Genomic DNA, 20,605 nt, shown 5'->3' on the forward strand with positions numbered 1-20,605 from the left:
AGGAGCGCAGCTGTCCCTTGGCGGGGTCACCGGCGACGACGGGTTGCAACATTTTGATATCGGGGGCGCCGTCGAGCAGTTCGCCGATCGAGCCGAACAGGGTGCCGATCGCCGGGGCGGTGCTGTGGGCCTTGAGCGCATCGGCGTCGGCCCACTGCTCGACGAAGACGAAGGTGCCGTCGGCCTCATGCAGCGAATACAGCTGGCAGCCCGGCTCCTCGTGGACGGCTGCGACCGCGTTGGTGCAGGCCTCGCGCACGGCGTCGACGGATTCGGGCTTGGCCTTCATGGTGGCGACGACGACAACAGGCATAGGTGCAGAACTCCTCGATGAGTGCCGAAACTGGACGAGCGTCCACCCTAGGCGATAAGCCGGTGGATTTGGTTCGTATGGCTAAGTGTCATTTGATACCGTCTTGTGACCCGTGTGGCAGATGGTGAATATGGGGCATATGCGACTAGGCTTGCGGGCATGGCTAACAAGACCGCCGGCCGATCCGGAGCGCGTTCGAGCAGGTCGAATGCCAGCTCGCGGGGCGGTTCGCGGCGCCAGGCGCCGGCCCGTAAGGGACGCCCGGCTGCGCCGCGGCGTAAGCCCGCACGCCGGCCCCAGGCCTCGCCTGTCTCTGCCGCCGGCCAGAAGCTCGGCCAGGGAGCCCGCGCCGGCTGGCTGATGCTCGCCAAGGGAGCTGGATCGACCGCCCGCTCGGTGGGCCGGGCCCGCGACATCGAACCCGGCCATCGCCGCGACGGTCTGGCGCTCGCGCTGCTCGGCGTCGCCGTCGTCGTGGCCGCCAGCTCCTGGTTCCATGCGGCCGGCCCGGTGGGGCAGTGGATCGACACCGCGGTCCGCACCCTCATCGGAGGCCCGGTCGTCCTGGTGCCCGTCGTCCTGGGTGCCGTCGCCGTCGTGTTGATGCGCACCGAACCCGATCCGGAAGCCCGCCCCCGGCTGATCCTGGGATCGGCCATGATCGCGTTGCCGATGCTCGGCCTGTGGCACCTGTGGTCGGGATCGCCGCAGGATCCGATCGCACGACAGCATGCCGCCGGATTCGTCGGCTTCGCCATCGGCGGGCCCCTGTCGGACGGCCTGACCGAGTGGATCGCCGCACCGCTGCTGTTCATGGGCGTGCTGTTCGGTCTGTTGCTGGTCACCGGCACGACCATCCGCGAGGTGCCCTCGACGCTGCAGCACATGTTCAGCACGCGGGCGTTCCACGACGATGACTACGACGACGAGTACGACTACGACGGCGAGTACGACGGGTCCGATCTCGACGATGACTACGACGATCTGTCCGACGGCTACTACGACGACGACACGTCGCGCGGTGACAAGCAGGCCCAGACCTGGCCGACAGCCGCGATCGAGGCACCCAAGGCGCCGACCGGCACGCCGATGGACAACTACCCGCTGTCCGCCGACGACGCTGACGCACCGACCGTCCCCGAACCCGCGGTCAAGCCTCGCCGCAAGAAGGTCGAGAGCAAGCCCAAGACCGACGACACCCTGGTGATGGACCGGGTGGTCGAGGGCCCCTACACGCTGCCCCCGCTGGATCTGCTGATCGCAGGCGATCCGCCCAAGCTGCGTACCGCCGCCAACGACCAGATGACCGACGCCATCACCTCGGTGCTGGAGCAGTTCAAGGTCGACGCGGCCGTCACCGGCTGCACCCGCGGCCCGACCGTCACCCGCTACGAGGTCGAGCTCGGCCCGGGTGTGAAGGTCGAGAAGATCACCGCGCTGCACCGCAACATCGCCTATGCGGTGGCCACCGAGAGCGTCCGCATGCTCGCCCCGATCCCCGGCAAGTCCGCCGTCGGCATCGAGGTGCCCAACACCGACCGTGAGATGGTGCGGCTGTCCGACGTGCTCACCGCCCCCTCGACGCGCCGCGACCACCACCCGCTGGTGATCGGCCTTGGCAAGGACATCGAGGGCGACTTCGTCTCGGCCAACCTGGCCAAGATGCCGCACCTGCTGGTGGCCGGCTCGACCGGTTCCGGTAAGTCCAGCTTCGTCAACTCGATGCTGGTGTCGTTGCTCGCGCGGGCCACCCCGGAAGAGGTCAGGATGATCCTGATCGACCCGAAGATGGTGGAACTCACGCCCTACGAAGGCATTCCGCACCTCATCACGCCGATCATCACGGAGCCCAAGAAGGCCGCCGCCGCGCTGGCCTGGTTGGTCGAGGAGATGGAGCAGCGCTACCAGGACATGAAGGCGTCCCGGGTCCGTCACATCGACGTGTTCAACGAGAAGGTGCGTTCGGGCGAGATCAGCACGCCGCTGGGCAGCGAGCGGGTCTACAAGCCGTACCCCTACATCCTGGCCATCGTCGACGAGCTCGCCGACCTGATGATGACCGCGCCTCGGGATGTGGAGGACGCCATCGTCCGCATCACACAGAAGGCCCGTGCCGCCGGCATCCACCTGGTGCTCGCCACGCAGCGGCCGTCGGTGGACGTCGTCACCGGTCTGATCAAGACCAACGTGCCGTCCCGGCTCGCCTTCGCGACCTCGTCGCTCACCGACAGCCGCGTCATCCTGGACCAGCCCGGTGCCGAGAAGCTGATCGGCATGGGCGACGGCCTGTTCCTGCCGATGGGCGCCAACAAGCCGCTGCGTATGCAGGGCGCGTTCATCACCGACGAGGAGATCCACGCCGTCGTCGAGGCCACCAAGACCCAGGCCGAGCCGGAATTCGTCGAGGGCGTCACCGCGGTCAAGGCCGGTGAGCGCAAGGACGTCGACCCCGACATCGGCGACGACATGGACGTCTTTCTGCAGGCCGTCGAACTCGTGGTGTCCTCGCAGTTCGGCTCGACCTCGATGCTGCAGCGCAAGCTGCGCGTCGGTTTCGCCAAGGCCGGCCGGCTCATGGACCTCATGGAGACCCGCGGCATCGTCGGGCCGTCGGAAGGCTCCAAGGCGCGTGAGGTGCTCGTCAAGCCCGACGAGCTGGCCGGCACGCTGATGCTGATCCGTGGTGGGTCCGACGCCAACGGCGCCGACGCCGACGACGATCCCGACGAGTTCTAGGCCCGCGATTTGTGGAGCCTCACCCGCGACCTGCACGGGTGAGGCTCCACAAATCACTCAGAGCGTCAACAACATCCGGGTGTTGCCCAAGGTGTTGGGCTTGACGTAGGACAGGTCGAGGAACTCCGCCACACCGGTGTCGTACGAGCGGCACATCTCCTCGTAGACCTCGGCGGTCACCGGGGTGCCCTCGATCTCCTCGAAACCGTGCTTGCCGAAGAAGTCGACCTCGAAGGTCAGCACGAAGATCCGCCGTAGGTGCAGATCCCTGGCGACATCGAGCAACTGCTCGACCAACACATGGCCGACGCCGGTCCCGCGGACCTTCGGATGCACCGCCACCGTGCGCACCTCACCGAGATCGGCCCACAGCACGTGGAGCGCGCCGCAACCGACCAGTTCGCCGTCGAGTTCGACCACCCAGAATTCCTGGACCGCCTCGTACAGCGTCACCAGGTTTTTCTCCAGCAGGATCTTGCCCGCATAGACGTCGACCAGGCTCTTGATCGCCGGGACATCGGACGTGCGGGCGCGCCGCACCACAGGGTGTTTGCGCGACTCGACACTGCCTGGGTTCACAGGCGCAAGAGTATCGGTTACGGCAACCGATATTCTGTTGCGGTGCCGGGCCAACCTTCTACCGATCCGGTGGTCCCGCGTGCGCGCGTGGCCAACCTCGCCAACGTGCTCACAGGTGTGCGGATGGTGCTTGTTCCGGTCTTCCTTGTCTTCCTGTTCGCCGGCGACGGCCATGAAACCGGCTGGCGGATCGCCGCTTTCACGGTGTTCGCGGTCGCGGTGATCACCGACCACTTCGACGGGGCCTTGGCCCGCAGCTACGGGATGATCACCGAGTTCGGCACTCTGGCCGATCCGATCGCCGACAAGGCGCTGATCGGAGCCGCTCTGATCGGTCTGTCGATGCTCGGCGATCTGCCGTGGTGGATCACGGTGGTGGTGCTGGTGCGTGAGATCGGGATCACGGTGTTGCGATTCGCGGTGCTGCGCCACGGTGTGATCCCGGCCAGTCGCGGCGGCAAGCTCAAGACGCTGGTGCAGGCCGTGGCCATCGGGCTGTTCGTGCTGCCGCTGCATGCGTGGCCGCCCATCTGGCTCAATGTCGCCTGGGTGATCATGTGGGCCGCCGTGGTCCTGACCGTGCTCACCGGTGCCGACTACGTCATATCCGCGATCAGGGATTCGCGTGGACGATCCGCTGCTCACTGACGACGCCAGGGCCCTGGTCGCCGACCTGACGGTGCGCTCACAGAGCGTGGCCACCGCCGAGTCGCTCACCGGCGGCCTGCTCGCGGCGACGCTGGCCGGGGTGTCGGGGGCCAGCGCCGTCCTACAGGGCGGCCTGGTCACCTACAACGAGGACACCAAGATCTGGCTGGCCGGTGTGGCTCCGCAGGTGCTCGACGCGGTCGGCCCGGTCGCGGCTCCCACCGCGCGGGCGCTCGCGGTCGGCGCCCGGCAGCGTTGCGCAGCTACCTGGGGTGTCGGCCTGACCGGCGTGGCCGGGCCGGAACCGCACGGTGGGCACCCGGTGGGCACCGTGTTCATCGGTCTGGCCGGGCCGGTCGACACCGACGTCATCGAGTTGTCGCTGTCCGGCTCACGCTGGGACATCCGCCGCGCCGCCGTCGACGAGGCGATCGCCCGATTGCGCTTCCTGGTCGAGAACCAGTAACCGAAATCTGCTCGACGGTTTCCGTCGGGAACCTTGCGGTCACCCGCGGCGTTGGTCTTTTTAGCGAACCTGTGACAGGCGAGGCGAAGGAGAGCGCGATGACGACATTGCTGCGTGAGGTGATCGGCGACGTGCTGCGTAACGCCCGCACCGAGCAGGGGCGCACGTTGCGCGAAGTGTCCGACGCGGCGCGGGTGAGCCTCGGATACCTCTCCGAGGTGGAGCGGGGCCGCAAGGAGGCTTCCAGCGAACTGCTCAGCGCCATCTGCGACGCCCTGGACGTCCCGCTGTCGCGGGTACTCACCGATGCCGGGGAGAACATGGCCGAGCGTGAACACGCCAGCGCTGCGGCCGCGGTGCCGGCGCACGCCAATGTCGCCCGCATCGACGCGGCGACCAAGGTGGTCATTCCACAGGTCGTGTCGATGGCCGTTGCCTGACACGAGCACGGTTCCGACGCCTGCCTGATTGCGCTGTTCGTGCCTGCGGCGCGAATTTTCGCAAAACACCCATACGAACAGCCTGCGGGGCTGTGGCTGCATGTCCGGAACCGATAAGTTGGCATCAGAGGAATTGCGGCAACCTGAATAAGCAGTAGGACCCCGAGCACTGGCTTGATCTCTGAGCCTGACAAGCCCGACAGATAAGGCGGAACGAACTCATGGCCAATCCGTTCGTCAAGGCGTGGAAGTACCTGATGGCGCTGTTCAGCTCCAAGGTCGACGAATACGCCGATCCGAAGGTGCAGATCCAGCAGGCCATCGAGGACGCGCAGCGTCAGCACCAGGCACTCACGCAGCAGGCCGCCCAGGTCATCGGCAACCAGCGCCAGCTGGAGATGCGGCTGAGCCGTCAGCTCGCGGACATCGAGAAGCTGCAGGTCAACGTCCGCCAGGCGCTGACGCTGGCCGATCAGGCCACCGCGGCAGGCGATGCGGCCAAGGCCACGGAGTACACCAACGCCGCCGAGGCGTTCGCGGCGCAACTGGTGACCTCCGAGCAGAGCGTCGAGGACCTCAAGGCTCTGCACGACCAGGCCCTGCAGGCCGCCGGGCAGGCCAAGAAGGCCGTCGAGCAGAACGCGATGATGCTGCAGCAGAAGATCGCCGAGCGCACCAAGCTGCTGTCGCAGCTGGAGCAGGCCAAGATGCAGGAGCAGGTGAGCTCCTCGCTCCGGTCGATGAGCGAGGTCGCCGCGCCGGGGAACACCCCGAGTCTCGACGAAGTGCGCCAGAAGATCGAACGCCGCTACGCCAACGCCATGGGCGAGGCCGAGCTCGCGCAGAACTCTGTGCAGGGCCGCATGATGGAGGTGCAGCAGGCCAGCGTCCAGATGGCCGGCCACTCCCGGCTCGAGCAGATCCGCGCCTCGATGCGCGGCGACGCCCTGCCCAGCGGTGACGCCGCTCCGGCGACGCCGGCCTCCCCGGCGACCAACCAAACCGCTGCCACCCCCGAAAACCCGCTCGGCCAATAGTGATTCGAGTGTTGTAGATCATGGCTACCAAGACCGGTCGACCGGACGCCTGGAGATCGTTGGCGCAGCGGGTTGTCGACACCGCGGCCGATCTGTCCGGTGCGCTGACCGAAAAGCTCAGCGCCGCCGCCGATCCGCGCGCCAAGCTGTTGCGCAAGCGGCGGTGGGCGGCGCGCTTCGGGGTGTTCTTCACCCTGTCCAGCGTGTTCTGGGTTTTGGTCACGGCGCTGTTGGCGTCGTGGAGCACACCGGTCTGGGGCCTGATCATCAGCGGAGCCATCGCAGCCGGCGCGGCTTTCCCCGCGACGTTGTTCTGGCTGCGGTACCGGTGGCTGCGCGCGGAACCGCTTCCGGCGCAACGGCCGGTCTCAGGGCGCCGGTTGCCGCCCTGGGGTTCGGCGGCCCGCCAGCCCATGGCGGCTCTGGTGGCCTCCGAGCGCGGCATGTTCTCGTTGCTCGGTGTGTTGGAGCGCGGGCGGATGCTTCCGGCCGACGAACTGCGCGAGCTGGCCGCGGTGGCCAACCACACGGCGCGGACCATGGCCGCCACCGCCACCGAGGTGGTCTCGATGGAGCGGGCGATCAGCAACGCCCCGCAGTCGCGCCAGCATCTGGTGCCGACCATCAACGCGTTCACCGCTCAGCTCGGTCAGGGCGTGCGGCAGTACAACGAGATGGTCACCGCCGCAGCACAACTGGTATCGACGGTGAACAGCGGCCAGGGTGCGGCATCGCCGTTGTCCCAGCAGCGTTACCGCAGCGAGCTGACCGGTGCCACCGACCGCCTGGTGGGCTGGGCGCAGGCGTTCGACGAACTCGGCCAGCTGCGCCGCGCCTGAATCGCGGCTACAGCGACGTGCGCAGCGACGGCACGACCACGCCGATCAGGCCGCGCACCGTCGCCTTGGTGAAGTCGAACAAGTCGAAATAGTCCCGCCACAGGGTGATTCGGCCTTCATAGACCTCGAACACCCCGCACACCCAGAACTGCACGCGCAGTGGCCCGAACGTGAGGGCGTCGGTGCGCTCGGTGATCACCGAGGCGCCGTCGGCGGCGATCCGGTGAATCTTCACCTCGAAGCCCATGCTGGCCGGCATCGAGCGGAAGAGCTTGATCGCACGGTTGCGCCCGTAGATGGTCGGGAAACCGACGTTCTGATAGACGAGGTTCTGTGCCAGCGCGTTCTCGGCTGTGTCGTAGTCCTGCTCCTGCAACGCGTTGAGGAAGGTCTCGACCGTGCCGGTCTGGGTCACGGCAGCGGTCGTGGATTGGTCAGCCATGCCCGAAGCCTAATGGTGGAGCGCTGTGGCAGGGTAGGCCGGTGCGCGTAGCTGTGGTCGCCGGACCCGATCCCGGACATGCCTTCCCGGCCCTGGCGTTGTGCCTGAAGTTCCTGGCCGCGGGTGATGTCCCGACGCTGCTGACCGGGGTGGAGTGGCTCGATACCGCGCGGGCGGCCGGCATCGACGCCGTCGAACTCGTCGGCCTCGATCCGACCGATGTCGACGACGACGCCGATGCCGGGGCCAAGATCCACCAGCGTGCCGGGCGGATGGCGCAGCTCAACGTGCCCGTCCTGAGTGAATTGCGGCCGGATCTCGTGGTCTCCGACGTGATCACCGCCTGTGGCGGCCTGGCCGCCGAGCTGCTCGGGTTGCCGTGGGTCGAGCTCAGCCCACATCCGCTGTATCTGCCGTCGAAGGGGTTGCCGCCGTTGGGCAGCGGGCTGGCCCCCGGTGTCGGCCTGCGCGGACGGCTGCGCGACACCGTCATGCGGGCGCTGACCGCGAGGTCGGTGCGGGCCGGCACGGCCGAACGGGCCGCCGTACGGGTGGACATCGGCCTGCCGGCGCAGGACCCCGGCCCGTTGCGACGGTTGATCGCCACCCTGCCGGCGTTGGAGGTGCCCCGCCCGGATTGGCCCGCCGAGGCGGTGGTGGTGGGTCCGCTGCATTTCGAGCCGACCGACGCGGTGCTGACCGTGCCGCCGGGTTCGGGGCCGGTCGTGATGGTGGCGCCGTCCACCGCGACCACCGGGACGCAGGGGATGGCCGAACTGGTCCTGGAGTCGCTGCGCCCGGGCGAGACGCTGCCCGAGGGCGCCCGCGTGGTGGTATCGCGACTGGGCGGAGCCGATGTCGAGGTACCACCGTGGGCGGCCGTGGGGCTCGGCCGCCAGGACGAACTGTTGTCGCACGCCGATCTGGTGATCTGCGGCGGTGGACACGGCCTGGTGTCCAAGGCGTTGCTGGCCGGCGTGCCGATGGTGGTGGTCCCGGGCGGCGGTGACCAGTGGGAGATCGCCAATCGTGTTGTGCGCCAAGGTAGTGCGGAGCTGGTGCGGCCGTTGTCCGGAGAGGCGCTGACCGCTGCGGTCGGCACCGTGCTCGGGTCTTCGTCCTACCGTGCGGCCGCGCAGCGCGCCGGCGCCTCGCTCGCCGAGGTGGCAGATCCGGTACGGGTGTGCCATGACGCACTCGCCGGCACTCGGTAGGTTGGGCCCGTGCGGTTGACCGAATTCAATGAGCTCGTCGAAGGCCAGTTCGGCGCGATGCGGGGCCGTTCTCTGCTCGTCGACCACGTGCTCGGTGCTCTCGATGGCCGTACGGCCGCACAGGCCATCGAGGACGGGGTGGAGCCGCGCAGTGTGTGGCGGGCGCTGTGCGCGGACTTCGACGTCCCGCGCGACCAGTGGTGAACGGTCACCGGTGACGATGCGCTGAGCTCACCGGTCGGCCGGGGCTTTTCCCGCCCGTACTTTCGGCGTATACCGGACTTATGGGTCTCGGTGATCATCCGATGCGGACGCCGCTCTACGGCGTTCTGCTGGTGATCGCAGCGGTGCTGCTGTGTTGGCTGGTGGCGTCGACATTGACCGGATGGCAGGCGGCGCTCGGGTATTTCCTGGCCGTCGCCGTCGGCGCATTCGGGTTCGTGTTGACACTGCGGGATCTCGACAACTTTCCGAACTGGCGTCGTTGATCCCTTATCGCTAATGCCGCAGCAACAGCTGTGCGGTTTCGCGATGCAATCTGCCGAAGTTGTAGTAGGCCGCGCAGGCGCCCTCGGGGGACACCATGCAGGTACCGATCGGGGTTTCCGGTGTGCAGGCCGTCCCGAACACCTTGCACTCCCACGGTTTGATGACGCCTTTGAGCACCTCACCGCACTGGCAGGCCTTGGGATCGGCCACCCGCACCCCGGGCATCTCGAAGATCAGCTCGGCGTCGTAGCCGGCGTAGTCGGGATGGATCTTGAGCGCGCTCTGCGAGATGAACCCGAGCCCGCGCCATTCGAAGTGCGGCCGTAGTTCGAAGGTCTCGGCCATCAGTTTCAGTGCCGCGGTGTTGCCTTCCGGCCGGACCACACGGGTGTACTGGTTTTCCACCTCGCAGCGGCCGTCGCGGATCTGGCGCAGGAGCATGTGCACCGAGGCCAGGATGTCGAGCGGTTCGAAGCCCGCCACCACGATCGGCTTGTGGTAGACGGCGGGGACGAAGCGGTAGGGGCGCAGACCCACCACGGTCGAGACGTGACCGGGCCCCAGGAATCCCGAAAGTCGCAGGTCGGGTGACTCCAGAATGGCTTTGATCGGCGGGACGATCGTGACGTGGTTGCAGAACACGCTGAAGTTGTCGACGCCGAGTGCGCGGGCGCGCACCAGCGTGACGGCGGTGGACGGTGCGGTCGTCTCGAACCCGACCGCGAAGAACACCACATGGCGTTCGGGGTTGTCACGGGCGATCTTGAGCGCGTCCAGCGGTGAGTAGACGAACCGGATGTCGGCCCCGCGGGCCTTGGCCTCGATGAGATTGCCGTTGGATCCGGGCACCCGCATCATGTCGCCGAACGTGGTGAAGATGACGCCGGGCTGTTCGGCCAGCCACATCGCGTCGTCCACCCGGCCCATGGGGATCACGCACACCGGGCATCCGGGCCCGTGCACCAGTTCGATCGATTCCGGGAGCAGATGCTCGATACCGTGCCGGTAGATGGTGTGGGTGTGGCCGCCGCAGACCTCCATGAACTTGAACTCGTCGCCGGCGGCGAGTTCGGTGATGGCTTTCACCAGGGCACGGGCGGCCGCCGGGTCCCGGAATTCGTCGACGAACTTCATGCGGACACCTCTTTGCGTCAGGCGATTTCGGAGGAATTGAAAGCGTCGATCTCCGTCGTGTAGTCGGCGCCCATTTTCTGGACCTGATCGAGCGTCAGCGTCGCCTCACGCTCGTCGATCTTGGCCATCGCGAACCCGACGTGCACCAGTACCCAGTCACCGACCCGCAGGTTGTCGTCGGCGAGCAGGCGCACGCTGATGACCCGGCGTACCCCGTTGACATCGACCTTGGCGAGGTGGGCCTCGGCGTCGACGATGTCGACGACCTGGCCGGGAATGCCCAGACACATGGGACTGCTCCTTTCACCTAGCAGATCCGGGGGAGCGGATCGCCCACGAGCATGTCGACGATCCGGCTGCCGCCGAAAGCGGTACGCAGCGCGACGATCCCGGGCGGCTCGGCGACGATCTCGCCGACCACCGTGGCCCGGGCACCCTGTGGATGCCCGCGCAGCGCGGTGACCGCGGCGTCGGCCTCGTCGGCCGGGACGATCGCGAGGAATTTTCCTTCGTTCGCGACGTAGAGGGGGTCGATGCCCAGTAGGTCACAGGCACCCGCGACCTGCGGCTCGATGGGAATGCGGTCCTCGTCGAGGATCACCGCGAACGGTGAGTTCTTGGCCAGCTCGTTGCACACCGTGCCCACACCTCCGCGGGTGGCGTCACGCATCCACCGGGTGGATGGTGCGGCGGCCAGCAGGATCTCGACGAGTTCGTGCACAGGTGCGGTGTCAGAGGCGATGTCAGCGTCGATGGCCAGGTCACCGCGGGCCAGCATGACGGCCATTCCGTGGTCGCCGATCGTGCCCGAGAGCAGGACCCGGTCCCCGGAGCGGACGTGATCCCGCGACAACCGTCTGCCCGCCGGCACGATTCCGACCCCGGCGGTGCAGATGTACATGCCGTCCGCGGCGCCCTTACCGACGACTTTCGTATCGCCCGTGACGATCTGGACTCCGGCCCGCGCGGCGGCCTCGCTCATGTCGGCGACGATCTCGCGCAGCTCTGCGATGGCGAAGCCCTCCTCGATGACGAAGCCTGCCGAGAGCCATTGCGGGCGGGCGCCCGAGACCGCCAGGTCGTTGATGGTTCCGTGCACCGCGACGTGCCCGATCGAACCACCCGGGAAGCGATGGGGCGCAACCACATACGAATCAGTGGAGAACGCCAGCGTGTCACCGGACGGCGTCCGCAGCAGTGCGGCGTCCCCGAGCTGTTCAAGCTCGGGGTTGCGGAACGCCTCGACGAAGACCGCATCGACCAGCGCTGCCGACGATTTCCCGCCGGCGCCGTGCGCCAGGGTGACGACCTCGTCGATCAGGCGCGGGCGCCGCTGCCGGAACTTCTCGATTCGCTCCAGCACGCGGTCCTCGCGTTGGGCTGCGGTCGAGGCGGCGACGGTGCTCATGATGCGTACGCCCGTGCCATCTGGTCCTGCACCACTGTCCACAGCCGGTAACCGAGCATCGCGTGGCTCTCCTGGATGCGGTGAATGCTCTGGCTGTGCACCGTGAAACAGAAGTCGAGATCCCCGGACTCCCCGGCCACGATCGCCATCCGACCGCCGTCGTGCCCGGAGAATCCGATGGTCAGCACGCCGCGCAACTTGGCCTCGTCGATGGCCGTCATGAGGTCTTCGGAGTTACCCGACGTGGACAGGGCGATGGCGATGTCGCGATCGCGGGCGTGCGCGATGATCTGGCGTTTGAAGATCAGGTCGAAACCCACGTCGTTGCCCAGCGCGGTGACCACCGCCTCGTCGGCGGCGAGTGACCAGGCCGCCACCGGTCTTCCCCTCGCGGGCCGGCTGAACAGGGAGGCCAGGGTGGCCGCGTCGGTGGAGCTGCCACCGTTTCCCAGGGTGTACAGGCGGCCCCCGCGCAAGAAGCGGTCGGCCATGGCGGCCCCGGCCGCGTTCAGGCCTTCGGTGTACTCCTGTAGTGATTCCTGTTGCAGCCGTGCGCTTTCTGCGGCCTTGCCGCGTGCCGAGGCCGCCAGGTCGTCGAGCAGCGCTCGGACGTCGGTCTCTTCGGATTCGATGAACGGGTAGAGGAAGCCGGTGCTCTCGGTGTCGGTCATGACTTCACCTGCCTTCCGGCGTCAGCGCGATCGCCGTTCCCGCGTGGATCAGGATCAGGTCGTTGACGGCGACCTGTTCGAGCATGGCGCTGTCGACCCATTCCTCTCCGGCAGCGCTGCGGACCAGTGCCCGCCCACCCGCTTCGGTAGGGGCGATCACGACCTCGGCCAGCCGGCCTTCGTCACCGCACGTGACGCAGGCCGGCCCGGTGTCTTCGGGTGCGGTCGTCAACAGGCCGGGATGTTCGAAGCACACATGGGTGAGCTCCCACAACAGGTGGTAGATCAGGACGAACCGGCCGGTGGCGGGAACCATCGGGTCATCGGAGTCGACCCACAGGACGTGGTGGGCGGCACCGGCGGCCGGGCGTGGGCCGCAGCCGATCCACACTGTCGTGACACCCCATGCGGCGGCCCGCCGCATGGCATCGACCGCCGCCGGCTGGTCGGCCGAGGCCACCGCCAGGAGCAGATCTCCGGGCTGACTGGCGACCCTGGCCTGGGCCACCGGATCGGGCTCGACCAGCGCGACCGAGGGCAGCGCGCGCTTGCCGACGATGACCGGGTGGACGAACTCGACGGCCACATGATGGGCGTGGGGTTCCCATTGGGGCGCAATGACCCAGAGCGTGGCGCCGTCGTGGAACTTTCGGGCCACATCCAGTGCTGCCGCGGCCAGATCGGCGGCCAGGTCCGTGTCCACGAAAGGCGCACCCGGAGGCCCGGTGACGGGCGGCGTGGTGACGGCCGGTGTCGTGGTACTCATGGTCGACCTCCTGTGTTGATCAGGTCGAGGGTGGCGCGGGTGGCGTCGGCCAGGGCTGTGGCCTCACCGGGCGTCAGCGTGTCGCACACCCAATCCCAGTGCGCGGACACGGTGTCACCCGGTGCGGGCATGTTCGTCAGGGACTTTCCGTCCCGGCTCCACCGGACCCGTTCGGTGACGGGCGCACCGATCGTGAGGCGACGGTCGTCCAGCACCAGTGGGCAGGACTCGACGACGACATGCTCATTCTCGACTGCTGTGACTGTGCCCCAACGGATCCGGCAGTTCTGTAGAACGTGAAGGGCGGTGCCCGGATCCCGGTCCAGGAACCGGATCCACGGGTATACGACGAACACGTGGAAGCTGTGGTGGGCCAGTACCGCGCCGGCGGTTGTCCCGGCAGCGGACACGGTGTCGAGCCCTCCGGTCACCTGACCCTGGAACGCCGCGCGCAGCTGGGCCAGCAGGATGCCTGGATCCACCCGGTCCAGGAGCGGTCCGCCGACCCAATAGCCCCGAACCACCTCGGCGTCCAGCGGATCGGCGCCGATCGCCTCGGCGATGGAGTGCAGATAGGGCCATGCGCCGTCGAATTCCCTTGCGTGTGACGCAAACTCGGCCGTGTTGTCCCCGGGCTCGACTGCCGGACCCGTGGGGCCGCAGTACCCGAGTTCGTTGGGCGGGAAGGCATACCGGGCGAACAGCCGGTATCCGGCGGGCAGTTGCTGTGTCGGCAGTGCGGTCATGGCGTCACCCCGCATTCCCGACCAGTAGCTGGCCCAGGGCGATACCGCCGTCGTTCGGCGGCACCCGGCGGTGGGTGATCACTTCCAGGCCCTGTTGACGCATTCCGGCCAAGGTCAGGCGCAGCAGCAGGAGGTTCTGGAAAACCCCGCCGGACAACGCCACGGGCTGCCCCGCGCAACCGTTCGCATCCACCAGTGCGAGCGCCAGATCGACGATGAGCCCGGCGACGGCGTGGTGGAACCGGGCACCGATCACTGCCGGCGTCACGCCGGCGCGCAGGTCGCTGATGATCGCCGCGAGCACGGGCGCCGGGTCGATGGTGACGGGTGATGCGCCGGAGTCCACCTCGAACGCATACCGGCGAGCGCCCTCCGCTGCGCCGCGTGAGATCCCTTCCAGCTCGATGGCGGCCTGAGCCTCGTAGGCAACGGCCTGTCGCACCCCGGTCAACGCCGACACCGCGTCGAACAACCGGCCCATGCTCGACGTCGCGATGCAGCCGGAACCGGTTGCCAGTTGATGCGTCAGGGTCCGGAGTTCGTCGTCGGGACATGCGCGGACCGGCGGCAGATCGGGATCCCACGGCAGCCCGGCGGCCCACAGATGGGACAGCGCCATCCGGTAGGGGCGCAGCACGCTGACGTCACCGCCGGCCATCGGGACCTGCGTGAGATGGGCAACCCGCCGAAAGCCCTTGTAGTCGGCGACCAGCACCTCGCCACCCCACACGGTGCCGTCGGGACCGTATCCGGTTCCGTCGAAGGCGAATCCGAGCACCTGCTGCGTGCCGTCCAGGCCGTGTTCGGCCATCACCGAGGCGATATGGGCGTGGTGATGCTGGACCGTCCTCACCGGGTGGGGCCCGGCGTTGCGATGCGCCCAGTTGCTGGACCGGTATCCCGGATGCGCGTCGCAGACCAGGGTTTCGGGTTCGACGCCGGTCAGTGCCTCCAGGTGGTGGACTGCGCGCTCGAACGCCGACAACGTGGCCAGGCTGTCCATGTCGCCGATGTAGGCGCTCAGCCAGGCGTACCGGTGGTCGGCCACCGCGACGGTGTTCTTGAGGTCGGCGCCGACCGCCAGGGTCGGCGGCACCGCGACCGGCAGGGCGACCGGCAGCGGCGCGTACCCCCGGGATCTGCGGATGGCCAGCTCGTCGCCGTCGGCGACCCGGACCACCGAATCGTCGCAGGGGACCAGGATCTCGCGGTCGTGCATCAGCCATCCGTCGGCGATGTGTGACAGCCGGCGCCGCGCGTCGTCATCGGAGACGCAGATCGGTTCGCCACTGAGATTGGCCGACGTCATCACCAGGACCCTCGGGCCGGGCGGATCGCCGGGGAGCCCGAACAGCAGGGTGTGCAGTGGCGTGTAGGCGAGCAGGATGCCCAGGTCGGGGTTGCGAGGTGCCACCGATTGCGCGACCGGTGCACCGGTCGCGCGGGGCAGCAGAACGATCGGCCGCTGCGGTCCGCGCAGCACCCGGGCCGCGGTGTCGTCGACCTCGGCGATCTGGCGGGCGGTGGGCAGATCGGGAACCATCACCGCGAACGGCTTGTCGCCCCGGCGTTTACGCCGGCGAAGTTCGGTGACCGTGGCGGCGTTCGCGGCATCGCAGGCGAGGTGGTAGCCGCCGATTCCCTTCACCGCGAGGATCGCTCCGTCGCTCAGCAGGCGCCTGGCCCGCCGCAGCGCGGCTGCGCCGGTGAGCGCACCGGATTCGTCGTCCCACTGCAGCGTCGGGCCGCAGTTCGGGCAGCACACGGGCTGCGCGTGGAAGCGGCGGTCGGCCGGATCGGCATACTCACGGGCGCATTCGGCGCACATGGCGAAGCGCGCCATCGTGGTGGCATCGCGGTCATACGGCAGTGCGGCGATGATGGTGAACCGCGGCCCGCAGTTGGTGCAGTTGATGAAGGCGTGGCGGTACCGGCGGTTGGACGGATCACTTTGCTCGGCAGTGCATTCCGGGCACATCGCCACGTCTGGAGAGGCCAGGGTGCGGCCGCCGCCGGTCCTGGAGGTATCGGCGATCGTGAATCCGGTGCCGCCGCGGACGGGTATCGGCCGGACCTCTGTCGACTCGATCACCGCCAGGACGGGCGGGTCGGTGCGCAGCCGGTGCAGGAACGCTTCGAGATCGCCGGGGGCACCTTCGATCTCGATGACGGCGCCGGAACTGTTGTTGCGGACGCAGCCGGTCAGCCCGAGCGCGGCCGCCGTGGTGTAGACGAACGGCCGGAAGCCCACGCCCTGGACGACTCCGTGTACGCCGATCCGCAGCCGGCGCCGCGCGGTCACGGTGGCACCTCGGTGGTGCGGCCGCGCCCCAGCAGTTCCAGGCCCTGCATCGCTGCCTCGGCGCCGGCGTGGTCGGTCTTCTCGACCGCGAAACCCATGTGGATGATCACCCAGTCGCCGGGCGAGAACGTCTCGTCGGGCAGCATGCCGATGTTGACCTTGCGGTGCTCGCCCGCGACGTCGACGAGAGCGAGTTGGTCGCCGTATCCCGGGAGCATCCGGACCACCTGGCCGGGGATTCCGAGGCACATGACTCAACCCTCCCTGACCGGGGACGACAACCGTGCCACGGCAGCCTCCACCGCCGTCACGGCACCGGGAACTGCGGCCGCAACGGGCTCCGAGAGCCCGATACCGTCGGCTACGGTGGCCACCTCGCAACCGATGACCACGGTGTAGGGCGGGCTCCCGCCGAGCGCCCGCATGCTGGCGAACACCGCCGCCGGGTCCATCGCGTGTGCGTCCAGACCCGCAGCGCCCGTGAGGCTCTCACGATCAGCCTCGAACACGTGCAGCGTGCCGGGGACGCCCCGGCACGGCAACGCGTCGACCAGCACGAGGGCATCCCAGCCGTCGAGCAGGTCATAGGCCAGGTGCACGCCTCGAATCCCGTAGTCGCGCAGCCGAATACCCGGACCTGCGAGGCCCGGCGGCAGATGCCGCATCACCTCGGGACCGAATCCGTCGTCACCGAGAAAGATATTGCCGATGCCGGCTACCAGGACTGAAGGCGTGATCCACCTCCTACATGCGACGCATCTTGAGGTATCGCCGAGCATCGGGGATAGACCGGACCCCGACCACGACGCCCGCCAACGCGACTGCCGCGACGGCGATGACAGCGATCCAACCCACAACTTCCATCTCGAACTCCTTCTCACTGCGCCAATGGCTCTACTTCGTCGGCGGCGAAGTACAGGTAGCGGCCGTACCACGCGTGCAGATCCGCGGCCGGGTCGTCGTCGAGCACGACGCCGATGTGCCGCTCGCCCTCGACGTCCTCGTGGACCGAGGCCACCTGTGCGATGCGGCCGGCGAAGAAGATGTCCTGCGCGTCGGCGCGCCGCGACGGGTGCAACCGCACCCGGCTGCCGCGGCAGACGCGCACCCCGTTGATCAGGACCGCATCCACGGTGGGATCGACGGCGTTGTCGGCCAGGGGGTCCCACCAGTCGATGCCGTCGGGAATCTCCGGAATCAGGCCTTCGGTGGCTGCGTGCGGATCGCGCAGGACACCGTGCAGGTCGAGCATCGCCTCCGGGGACATCGAGTCACAGCGGTCGATGATCGCGGCCGCCCGGGGATCGGTGGCTCGGGCGCCGGCTTTCTCCTCGTCGGTCATCGTCATCACCCTCAGCGTCAGGATCTCGTCGATCTCGCACGAGTCGAAGAGATCGCCCTGGCTCTGTTCGGCGATCTCGGGGTAGTCGTAAAGGATGATCGGCGAAACCAGCATCGTGTCGCGCGTGCCGGACGGCCCGGCGAGTACCGGGAAGCAGCGGTGCCTCCGGCATCGCGAGACCGCGGGCACGGCCGATTCATCGGGCTCCAGCAGTGAGACGAAGTCACCATCGGTCACCTCGGCGATCAGGTGCGTGCCGATCAGCGAGACCGCGATCGCATCGTCTTTGTCCAGCGCCGGTGCGGCACAGTTGCGTACCGTCATCGTGAGCCGAACCAAGCCCGCGTCGGCTTCGGCGGCGATGGCGAACTCACCGTGCAACTCGCGACGGCGGCGGACAATGCGGCCACCGTCGACATTCTCGATATCGGTACCCGGCGGCACCACCATGGGAAGCGTCCGCGACGCCTCCAGATCGGCGATATCGAAGGGGCCGAAGGTGATCTGGTGTTCCACCGCCTCGTCCCAACTGAGCCAGGACTGGTCTGCGGTGGTGAGTTGACCGACCGGCTCGAAGCTGCCGTCGTCACGGAGGCGTTCGGCGGTTCGGCGTTGCAACTGCAGGAACCGGACCATGACCGAGACCGTCGGGCGCCCGTGCCCGCGCACCAGAAGCTGGGCGGACAGCGAGCTGTCTTCTCCGATGCCGGTGCGTTCGGCGTCGGCCGGGCCGAGTACGCCGAACTGCCAGCGGGACTGGTTCTTACGCGAGTCGGCGCGGTACGGATAGAGCAGGTAGCCCTCGTACAGCACGGCATCGGCCACCGACAGCACCTGATCCAGATGGCCGCTCATCGGATTTCCTGCCGTGTCAGCAGATTGTCGATCGCTTCCTCGAAGGACAACATGCCCCAGCGTGCCTTGTAATTGGCCAGCTCGTTGAGCGTGTCGTGGCGAAGCCGTAGCCAGCCGGTGTCGGGAAAATGCTGCGCCATCAGCTGTTGCCACACCGCAACAGGCATGTCGAAATGGTCTTCGCGGTCCCACGGCACCTGTTGCACCGCGAATCCGCGCGTACCGCGGGTGAAAACGGTTCCGCTGAACAGGAACTGCAGCGGCACCATGCCGTCATCGAGTGCGTGCAGGTACTTGGCGCTCACCACCTCCAGGTCGTAGGTGCATTCCAGCGGCAGCTCGGCCTGGGTGCTGCCGGTGAACCCGGGAATCATGGCTGTGCTGTGCTGCCACAGGAAGTTACGTTGCGTGGTGCCCCAGCGTTCGCGGGGACCGAACAGGTCCAGCACACCGGCCGCCTCCGCGTCGGTGTAGCTGCGCCGCAGCGGTTCGATGCGCACCTGGCAGCGCAGCGCGATGGCGTGCACCGGATCCTCGCCCACCGCAACCACGCCTACCCTCGCGGTCAAGATCGGCGTCACCGCATACGGTTCCGGTGCGATGTCCAGAACGGCGAACGTCACCGCCGTCGTCGCGGGCCCGGTCATCGTGGCACCAGCTTGCCGCGGTCGTCGAGAATGCCGAAGAACTCGTCGACATAGTTGCGCACATCCTGCCCGCCGTCGAAACCGCGCCACAGTGTTCGCAGCCGGCCGACGAACTCGTAGCAGGCGTCGACCGGCACCAGATGACACGACAGCGCCCAGTTTCGGTCGTCCGGGACCCGGACCATCAACGCCTCGGTGTCCTCGGCCAGCAGATCGACCCTGGAGTCGGTGTCGCGGACGGAATTCCAGGTGGCGAGGTCGAGTTCGGATTCGGTGGCTCCCGCCGGCCCCGGGTAGAACGCGACGACGCGGCCCAGTGCCGAGTTCCGGAAGAAGAATGCCAGCCCGACCGGAATCTGCAGCGACTCCCATTCCCGCCGTCCCACGGCGAAGTCGGGAAAGCTCAGGTAGCGATCGGGGACCGCGCGGTAGCGCAGTTCGGCCTGGGTGTCGGTGAACAGGAGATAACAGCCGCGGCACACGCACAGCAAGTGGCGGTCTTCGACATTGACCACATGCTGGTGTTCGTCGGCGATCGGTTCCGAACACATCTCGCACTGCTCACCGATCTGCTGCGGCGCATCCCGGTTCGCCCGGATGCGGGCCAGCACGTCCAGCGGGCCGGTCACGATGCGACCTCCTCCGCAACCGCCATCGCCGGCACGCCGTCACGCAGCAGCACGGGAACCGGTTCCAGGTGAGGGCCTTCCGCGTCGCCGACCGCCATACCCGCGTGCACCACGTCGAAGCCGGAACCGCAATGCGGACAATGCAACACGGTGCCGGTCAGCGTGGCGCCGGCGAACTCGCGGGTGCAGTCCGGGCACCCGTCCCGGTAGGCGAGGATCTCGTCGCCGACCCGGCAGGCCAGCACCGCGGCACCGGCGACGGAGAAACCCCCGACCTCCCCGGGGGCGAGCTCGGCAAGCGTGGGAACGGGTTGCCAGGTGGCGTGCCGGCGGTCGTCGTCGTGCAGCCGGGCCAGCAGCGACTCGGCGGGGATCACGTGCGCCGCCGGGTCATCGGTGACGACGTCGATCATCGAGATCTCGGGCGCGGCCGCCATGATCGCGTCCTCGATGGTCAATTCGAGGGTGATCGCCGAGGACGGGCAGCTCTTACAGCTTCCGGCGAACCGCAGCCGGACGACCGGCGGTGCGACTTCGAGGAGATGGACATCGCCCCCGTGCGATCCGAGGTACGGGCGTACGCCGTCGAGCGCATCGGCGATGCGCCGCTCGACCGGATGCGGATGCAGACCGTGCACCAGCAGCAGACTGGCCACCAGATCGTCGGTCGCGACGGCATCCGCCACTGCGGGATCGGTGGATGCGGCGATCTGCAGCATCCGGGCCAGGGCGGCGCCGTAGAGATCGGTCACCTCCCGGACGAGTTGTTCGGCACGGTCCAGGGCCACCGAACCGCCTGCGGCACAGGCCTGCAGCAGGTTCTCGATGCGATCGCCCGCCGTGCGCCATCGTGCGTCTTGCTCGGGGAGGTCCGGGACTGGATCGGCGGCGGGCGTCATATG

The 20,605-nt window shown here is 68.1% G+C and carries 26 protein-coding genes; 9 read left to right on the forward strand and 17 right to left on the reverse strand.

Annotated features, from left to right (window positions below; translation table 11 throughout):
• The coding region (locus tag TX88_RS14730) for a putative quinol monooxygenase (protein WP_084621913.1) at positions 1 to 313 on the reverse strand (313 nt) is incomplete at its 3' end.
• Positions 314 to 472: 159 nt separating this feature from the next.
• Between TX88_RS14730 and TX88_RS14735 the strand changes: the two genes are divergently transcribed.
• The gene (locus TX88_RS14735) at positions 473 to 3,049 is read left to right on the forward strand and encodes a DNA translocase FtsK (RefSeq protein WP_209446984.1); all 2,577 of its coding nucleotides are present in this window, start codon (positions 473 to 475) and stop codon (positions 3,047 to 3,049) included.
• Positions 3,050 to 3,106: 57 nt separating this feature from the next.
• Here TX88_RS14735 and TX88_RS14740 read toward each other — a convergent pair whose 3' ends face one another.
• Entirely contained in the window at positions 3,107 to 3,628 is a 522-nt protein-coding gene (locus tag TX88_RS14740) for an amino-acid N-acetyltransferase (RefSeq protein WP_268952396.1), read from the reverse strand.
• A gap of 42 nt (positions 3,629 to 3,670) precedes the next feature.
• On the opposite strand from TX88_RS14740, the gene pgsA reads away from it, so the two are divergent.
• From pgsA to pspM, 5 genes are all read left to right on the forward strand, one after another.
• On the forward strand, positions 3,671 to 4,276 hold the full coding sequence (gene pgsA, locus TX88_RS14745) for a CDP-diacylglycerol--glycerol-3-phosphate 3-phosphatidyltransferase (RefSeq protein ID WP_110917948.1): 606 nt from the start codon (positions 3,671 to 3,673) through the stop codon (positions 4,274 to 4,276).
• Positions 4,254 to 4,742, forward strand: a complete 489-nt coding sequence (locus tag TX88_RS14750) for a CinA family protein (protein WP_044517776.1) — start codon at positions 4,254 to 4,256, stop codon at positions 4,740 to 4,742. The genes pgsA and TX88_RS14750 overlap by 23 nt, the downstream gene beginning before the upstream one ends.
• Before the next feature lie 98 nt (positions 4,743 to 4,840).
• The gene (gene clgR, locus TX88_RS14755; protein WP_044519414.1) at positions 4,841 to 5,182 is read left to right on the forward strand and encodes a transcriptional regulator ClgR; all 342 of its coding nucleotides are present in this window, start codon (positions 4,841 to 4,843) and stop codon (positions 5,180 to 5,182) included.
• Between the two features lie 221 nt (positions 5,183 to 5,403).
• On the forward strand, positions 5,404 to 6,219 hold the full coding sequence (pspA, locus tag TX88_RS14760; RefSeq protein ID WP_044517777.1) for a phage shock protein PspA: 816 nt from the start codon (positions 5,404 to 5,406) through the stop codon (positions 6,217 to 6,219).
• A gap of 20 nt (positions 6,220 to 6,239) precedes the next feature.
• Complete coding sequence (gene pspM, locus TX88_RS14765) at positions 6,240 to 7,058, forward strand: phage shock envelope stress response protein PspM (RefSeq protein WP_044517779.1); 819 nt, start codon at positions 6,240 to 6,242, stop codon at positions 7,056 to 7,058.
• A 7-nt stretch (positions 7,059 to 7,065) separates the two neighbouring features.
• Here pspM and TX88_RS14770 read toward each other — a convergent pair whose 3' ends face one another.
• Positions 7,066 to 7,500 (reverse strand): limonene-1,2-epoxide hydrolase family protein, encoded by a 435-nt coding sequence (locus TX88_RS14770; protein WP_044517780.1) that lies wholly within the window; start codon positions 7,498 to 7,500, stop codon positions 7,066 to 7,068.
• A gap of 41 nt (positions 7,501 to 7,541) precedes the next feature.
• Here TX88_RS14770 and TX88_RS14775 point away from each other — a divergent pair, with 41 nt between their 5' ends.
• The 3 genes from TX88_RS14775 to TX88_RS14785 all read left to right on the forward strand — a co-directional run bounded on the left by TX88_RS14775 (position 7,542) and on the right by TX88_RS14785 (position 9,202).
• On the forward strand, positions 7,542 to 8,714 hold the full coding sequence (locus tag TX88_RS14775) for a glycosyltransferase (RefSeq protein WP_044517782.1): 1,173 nt from the start codon (positions 7,542 to 7,544) through the stop codon (positions 8,712 to 8,714).
• A 9-nt stretch (positions 8,715 to 8,723) separates the two neighbouring features.
• On the forward strand, positions 8,724 to 8,918 hold the full coding sequence (locus tag TX88_RS14780) for a DUF3046 domain-containing protein (protein WP_044517784.1): 195 nt from the start codon (positions 8,724 to 8,726) through the stop codon (positions 8,916 to 8,918).
• 80 nt (positions 8,919 to 8,998) lie between these two features.
• The gene (locus TX88_RS14785) at positions 8,999 to 9,202 is read left to right on the forward strand and encodes a hypothetical protein (protein WP_044517785.1); all 204 of its coding nucleotides are present in this window, start codon (positions 8,999 to 9,001) and stop codon (positions 9,200 to 9,202) included.
• A 10-nt stretch (positions 9,203 to 9,212) separates the two neighbouring features.
• On the opposite strand, the gene hypD is transcribed toward TX88_RS14785, so the two are convergent.
• From hypD to TX88_RS14850, 14 genes are read right to left on the reverse strand one after another with little or no spacing between them, the layout of a single operon-like run.
• Positions 9,213 to 10,337 carry a hydrogenase formation protein HypD gene (hypD, locus tag TX88_RS14790; protein ID WP_044517787.1) on the reverse strand — a complete coding sequence of 375 codons (1,125 nt, stop codon included), beginning with the start codon at positions 10,335 to 10,337 and terminating at the stop codon, positions 9,213 to 9,215.
• 17 nt (positions 10,338 to 10,354) lie between these two features.
• Entirely contained in the window at positions 10,355 to 10,627 is a 273-nt protein-coding gene (locus TX88_RS14795) for a HypC/HybG/HupF family hydrogenase formation chaperone (RefSeq protein ID WP_044517788.1), read from the reverse strand.
• 17 nt (positions 10,628 to 10,644) lie between these two features.
• Positions 10,645 to 11,745, reverse strand: coding sequence for a hydrogenase expression/formation protein HypE (gene hypE / locus TX88_RS14800; protein ID WP_044517790.1), 1,101 nt, complete (start codon positions 11,743 to 11,745; stop codon positions 10,645 to 10,647).
• Positions 11,742 to 12,416: a D-sedoheptulose-7-phosphate isomerase gene (locus TX88_RS14805; RefSeq protein WP_044517791.1), complete on the reverse strand. Its 675-nt coding sequence runs from the start codon at positions 12,414 to 12,416 to the stop codon at positions 11,742 to 11,744. The genes hypE and TX88_RS14805 overlap by 4 nt, the downstream gene beginning before the upstream one ends.
• A gap of 4 nt (positions 12,417 to 12,420) precedes the next feature.
• Positions 12,421 to 13,182 carry a phosphoheptose isomerase family protein gene (locus TX88_RS14810; protein WP_084621914.1) on the reverse strand — a complete coding sequence of 254 codons (762 nt, stop codon included), beginning with the start codon at positions 13,180 to 13,182 and terminating at the stop codon, positions 12,421 to 12,423.
• The gene (locus TX88_RS14815; RefSeq protein WP_044519416.1) at positions 13,179 to 13,928 is read right to left on the reverse strand and encodes a DUF6390 family protein; all 750 of its coding nucleotides are present in this window, start codon (positions 13,926 to 13,928) and stop codon (positions 13,179 to 13,181) included. Before TX88_RS14815 ends, TX88_RS14810 begins: the two co-directional genes overlap by 4 nt.
• A gap of 4 nt (positions 13,929 to 13,932) precedes the next feature.
• On the reverse strand, positions 13,933 to 16,230 hold the full coding sequence (gene hypF, locus TX88_RS14820) for a carbamoyltransferase HypF (RefSeq protein ID WP_044517793.1): 2,298 nt from the start codon (positions 16,228 to 16,230) through the stop codon (positions 13,933 to 13,935).
• Complete coding sequence (locus TX88_RS14825) at positions 16,227 to 16,481, reverse strand: HypC/HybG/HupF family hydrogenase formation chaperone (RefSeq protein ID WP_044517794.1); 255 nt, start codon at positions 16,479 to 16,481, stop codon at positions 16,227 to 16,229. The genes hypF and TX88_RS14825 overlap by 4 nt, the downstream gene beginning before the upstream one ends.
• A 3-nt stretch (positions 16,482 to 16,484) precedes the next feature.
• Entirely contained in the window at positions 16,485 to 17,009 is a 525-nt protein-coding gene (locus TX88_RS14830; protein ID WP_084621915.1) for a hydrogenase maturation protease, read from the reverse strand.
• Positions 16,975 to 17,094, reverse strand: a complete 120-nt coding sequence (locus TX88_RS35730) for a DUF6893 family small protein (RefSeq protein ID WP_110917949.1) — start codon at positions 17,092 to 17,094, stop codon at positions 16,975 to 16,977. Before TX88_RS35730 ends, TX88_RS14830 begins: the two co-directional genes overlap by 35 nt.
• A 13-nt stretch (positions 17,095 to 17,107) precedes the next feature.
• On the reverse strand, positions 17,108 to 18,427 hold the full coding sequence (locus tag TX88_RS14835) for a hypothetical protein (protein WP_044517797.1): 1,320 nt from the start codon (positions 18,425 to 18,427) through the stop codon (positions 17,108 to 17,110).
• A complete protein-coding gene (locus tag TX88_RS14840) occupies positions 18,424 to 19,074 on the reverse strand; it encodes a DUF6084 family protein (protein WP_044517799.1) in 651 nt (216 codons plus the stop codon). The genes TX88_RS14835 and TX88_RS14840 overlap by 4 nt, the downstream gene beginning before the upstream one ends.
• The gene (locus tag TX88_RS14845; RefSeq protein ID WP_044517800.1) at positions 19,071 to 19,703 is read right to left on the reverse strand and encodes a DUF5947 family protein; all 633 of its coding nucleotides are present in this window, start codon (positions 19,701 to 19,703) and stop codon (positions 19,071 to 19,073) included. Before TX88_RS14845 ends, TX88_RS14840 begins: the two co-directional genes overlap by 4 nt.
• Positions 19,700 to 20,602: a NifU-related iron-sulfur-binding protein gene (locus TX88_RS14850; protein WP_044517802.1), complete on the reverse strand. Its 903-nt coding sequence runs from the start codon at positions 20,600 to 20,602 to the stop codon at positions 19,700 to 19,702. Before TX88_RS14850 ends, TX88_RS14845 begins: the two co-directional genes overlap by 4 nt.
• Between the last annotated feature and the right edge of the window lie 3 nt (positions 20,603 to 20,605).

Source organism: Mycolicibacterium septicum DSM 44393, from assembly GCF_000455325.1.
In the GTDB taxonomy this organism is placed as follows: domain Bacteria; phylum Actinomycetota; class Actinomycetes; order Mycobacteriales; family Mycobacteriaceae; genus Mycobacterium; species Mycobacterium septicum.

Excerpts from the sequence above, each read along its gene's own strand:
- TX88_RS35730 (WP_110917949.1), bottom strand. The coding sequence starts at position 17,094 with ATGGAAGTTGTGGGTTGGATCGCTGTCATCGCCGTCGCGGCAGTCGCG.
- TX88_RS14830 (WP_084621915.1), bottom strand. The coding sequence starts at position 17,009 with ATGCTCGGCGATACCTCAAGATGCGTCGCATGTAGGAGGTGGATCACG.
- TX88_RS14770 (WP_044517780.1), bottom strand. The coding sequence starts at position 7,500 with ATGGCTGACCAATCCACGACCGCTGCCGTGACCCAGACCGGCACGGTC.
- hypE (WP_044517790.1), bottom strand. The coding sequence starts at position 11,745 with ATGAGCACCGTCGCCGCCTCGACCGCAGCCCAACGCGAGGACCGCGTG.
- pspM (WP_044517779.1), top strand. The coding sequence starts at position 6,240 with ATGGCTACCAAGACCGGTCGACCGGACGCCTGGAGATCGTTGGCGCAG.
- TX88_RS14785 (WP_044517785.1), top strand. The coding sequence starts at position 8,999 with ATGGGTCTCGGTGATCATCCGATGCGGACGCCGCTCTACGGCGTTCTG.
- TX88_RS14735 (WP_209446984.1), top strand. The coding sequence starts at position 473 with ATGGCTAACAAGACCGCCGGCCGATCCGGAGCGCGTTCGAGCAGGTCG.
- pspA (WP_044517777.1), top strand. The coding sequence starts at position 5,404 with ATGGCCAATCCGTTCGTCAAGGCGTGGAAGTACCTGATGGCGCTGTTC.
- TX88_RS14840 (WP_044517799.1), bottom strand. The coding sequence starts at position 19,074 with ATGACCGGGCCCGCGACGACGGCGGTGACGTTCGCCGTTCTGGACATC.
- clgR (WP_044519414.1), top strand. The coding sequence starts at position 4,841 with ATGACGACATTGCTGCGTGAGGTGATCGGCGACGTGCTGCGTAACGCC.
- TX88_RS14805 (WP_044517791.1), bottom strand. The coding sequence starts at position 12,416 with ATGACCGACACCGAGAGCACCGGCTTCCTCTACCCGTTCATCGAATCC.
- hypD (WP_044517787.1), bottom strand. The coding sequence starts at position 10,337 with ATGAAGTTCGTCGACGAATTCCGGGACCCGGCGGCCGCCCGTGCCCTG.
- TX88_RS14810 (WP_084621914.1), bottom strand. The coding sequence starts at position 13,182 with ATGAGTACCACGACACCGGCCGTCACCACGCCGCCCGTCACCGGGCCT.
- TX88_RS14835 (WP_044517797.1), bottom strand. The coding sequence starts at position 18,427 with ATGAGCGGCCATCTGGATCAGGTGCTGTCGGTGGCCGATGCCGTGCTG.
- TX88_RS14795 (WP_044517788.1), bottom strand. The coding sequence starts at position 10,627 with ATGTGTCTGGGCATTCCCGGCCAGGTCGTCGACATCGTCGACGCCGAG.
- TX88_RS14815 (WP_044519416.1), bottom strand. The coding sequence starts at position 13,928 with ATGACCGCACTGCCGACACAGCAACTGCCCGCCGGATACCGGCTGTTC.
- TX88_RS14825 (WP_044517794.1), bottom strand. The coding sequence starts at position 16,481 with ATGTGCCTCGGAATCCCCGGCCAGGTGGTCCGGATGCTCCCGGGATAC.
- TX88_RS14850 (WP_044517802.1), bottom strand. The coding sequence starts at position 20,602 with ATGACGCCCGCCGCCGATCCAGTCCCGGACCTCCCCGAGCAAGACGCA.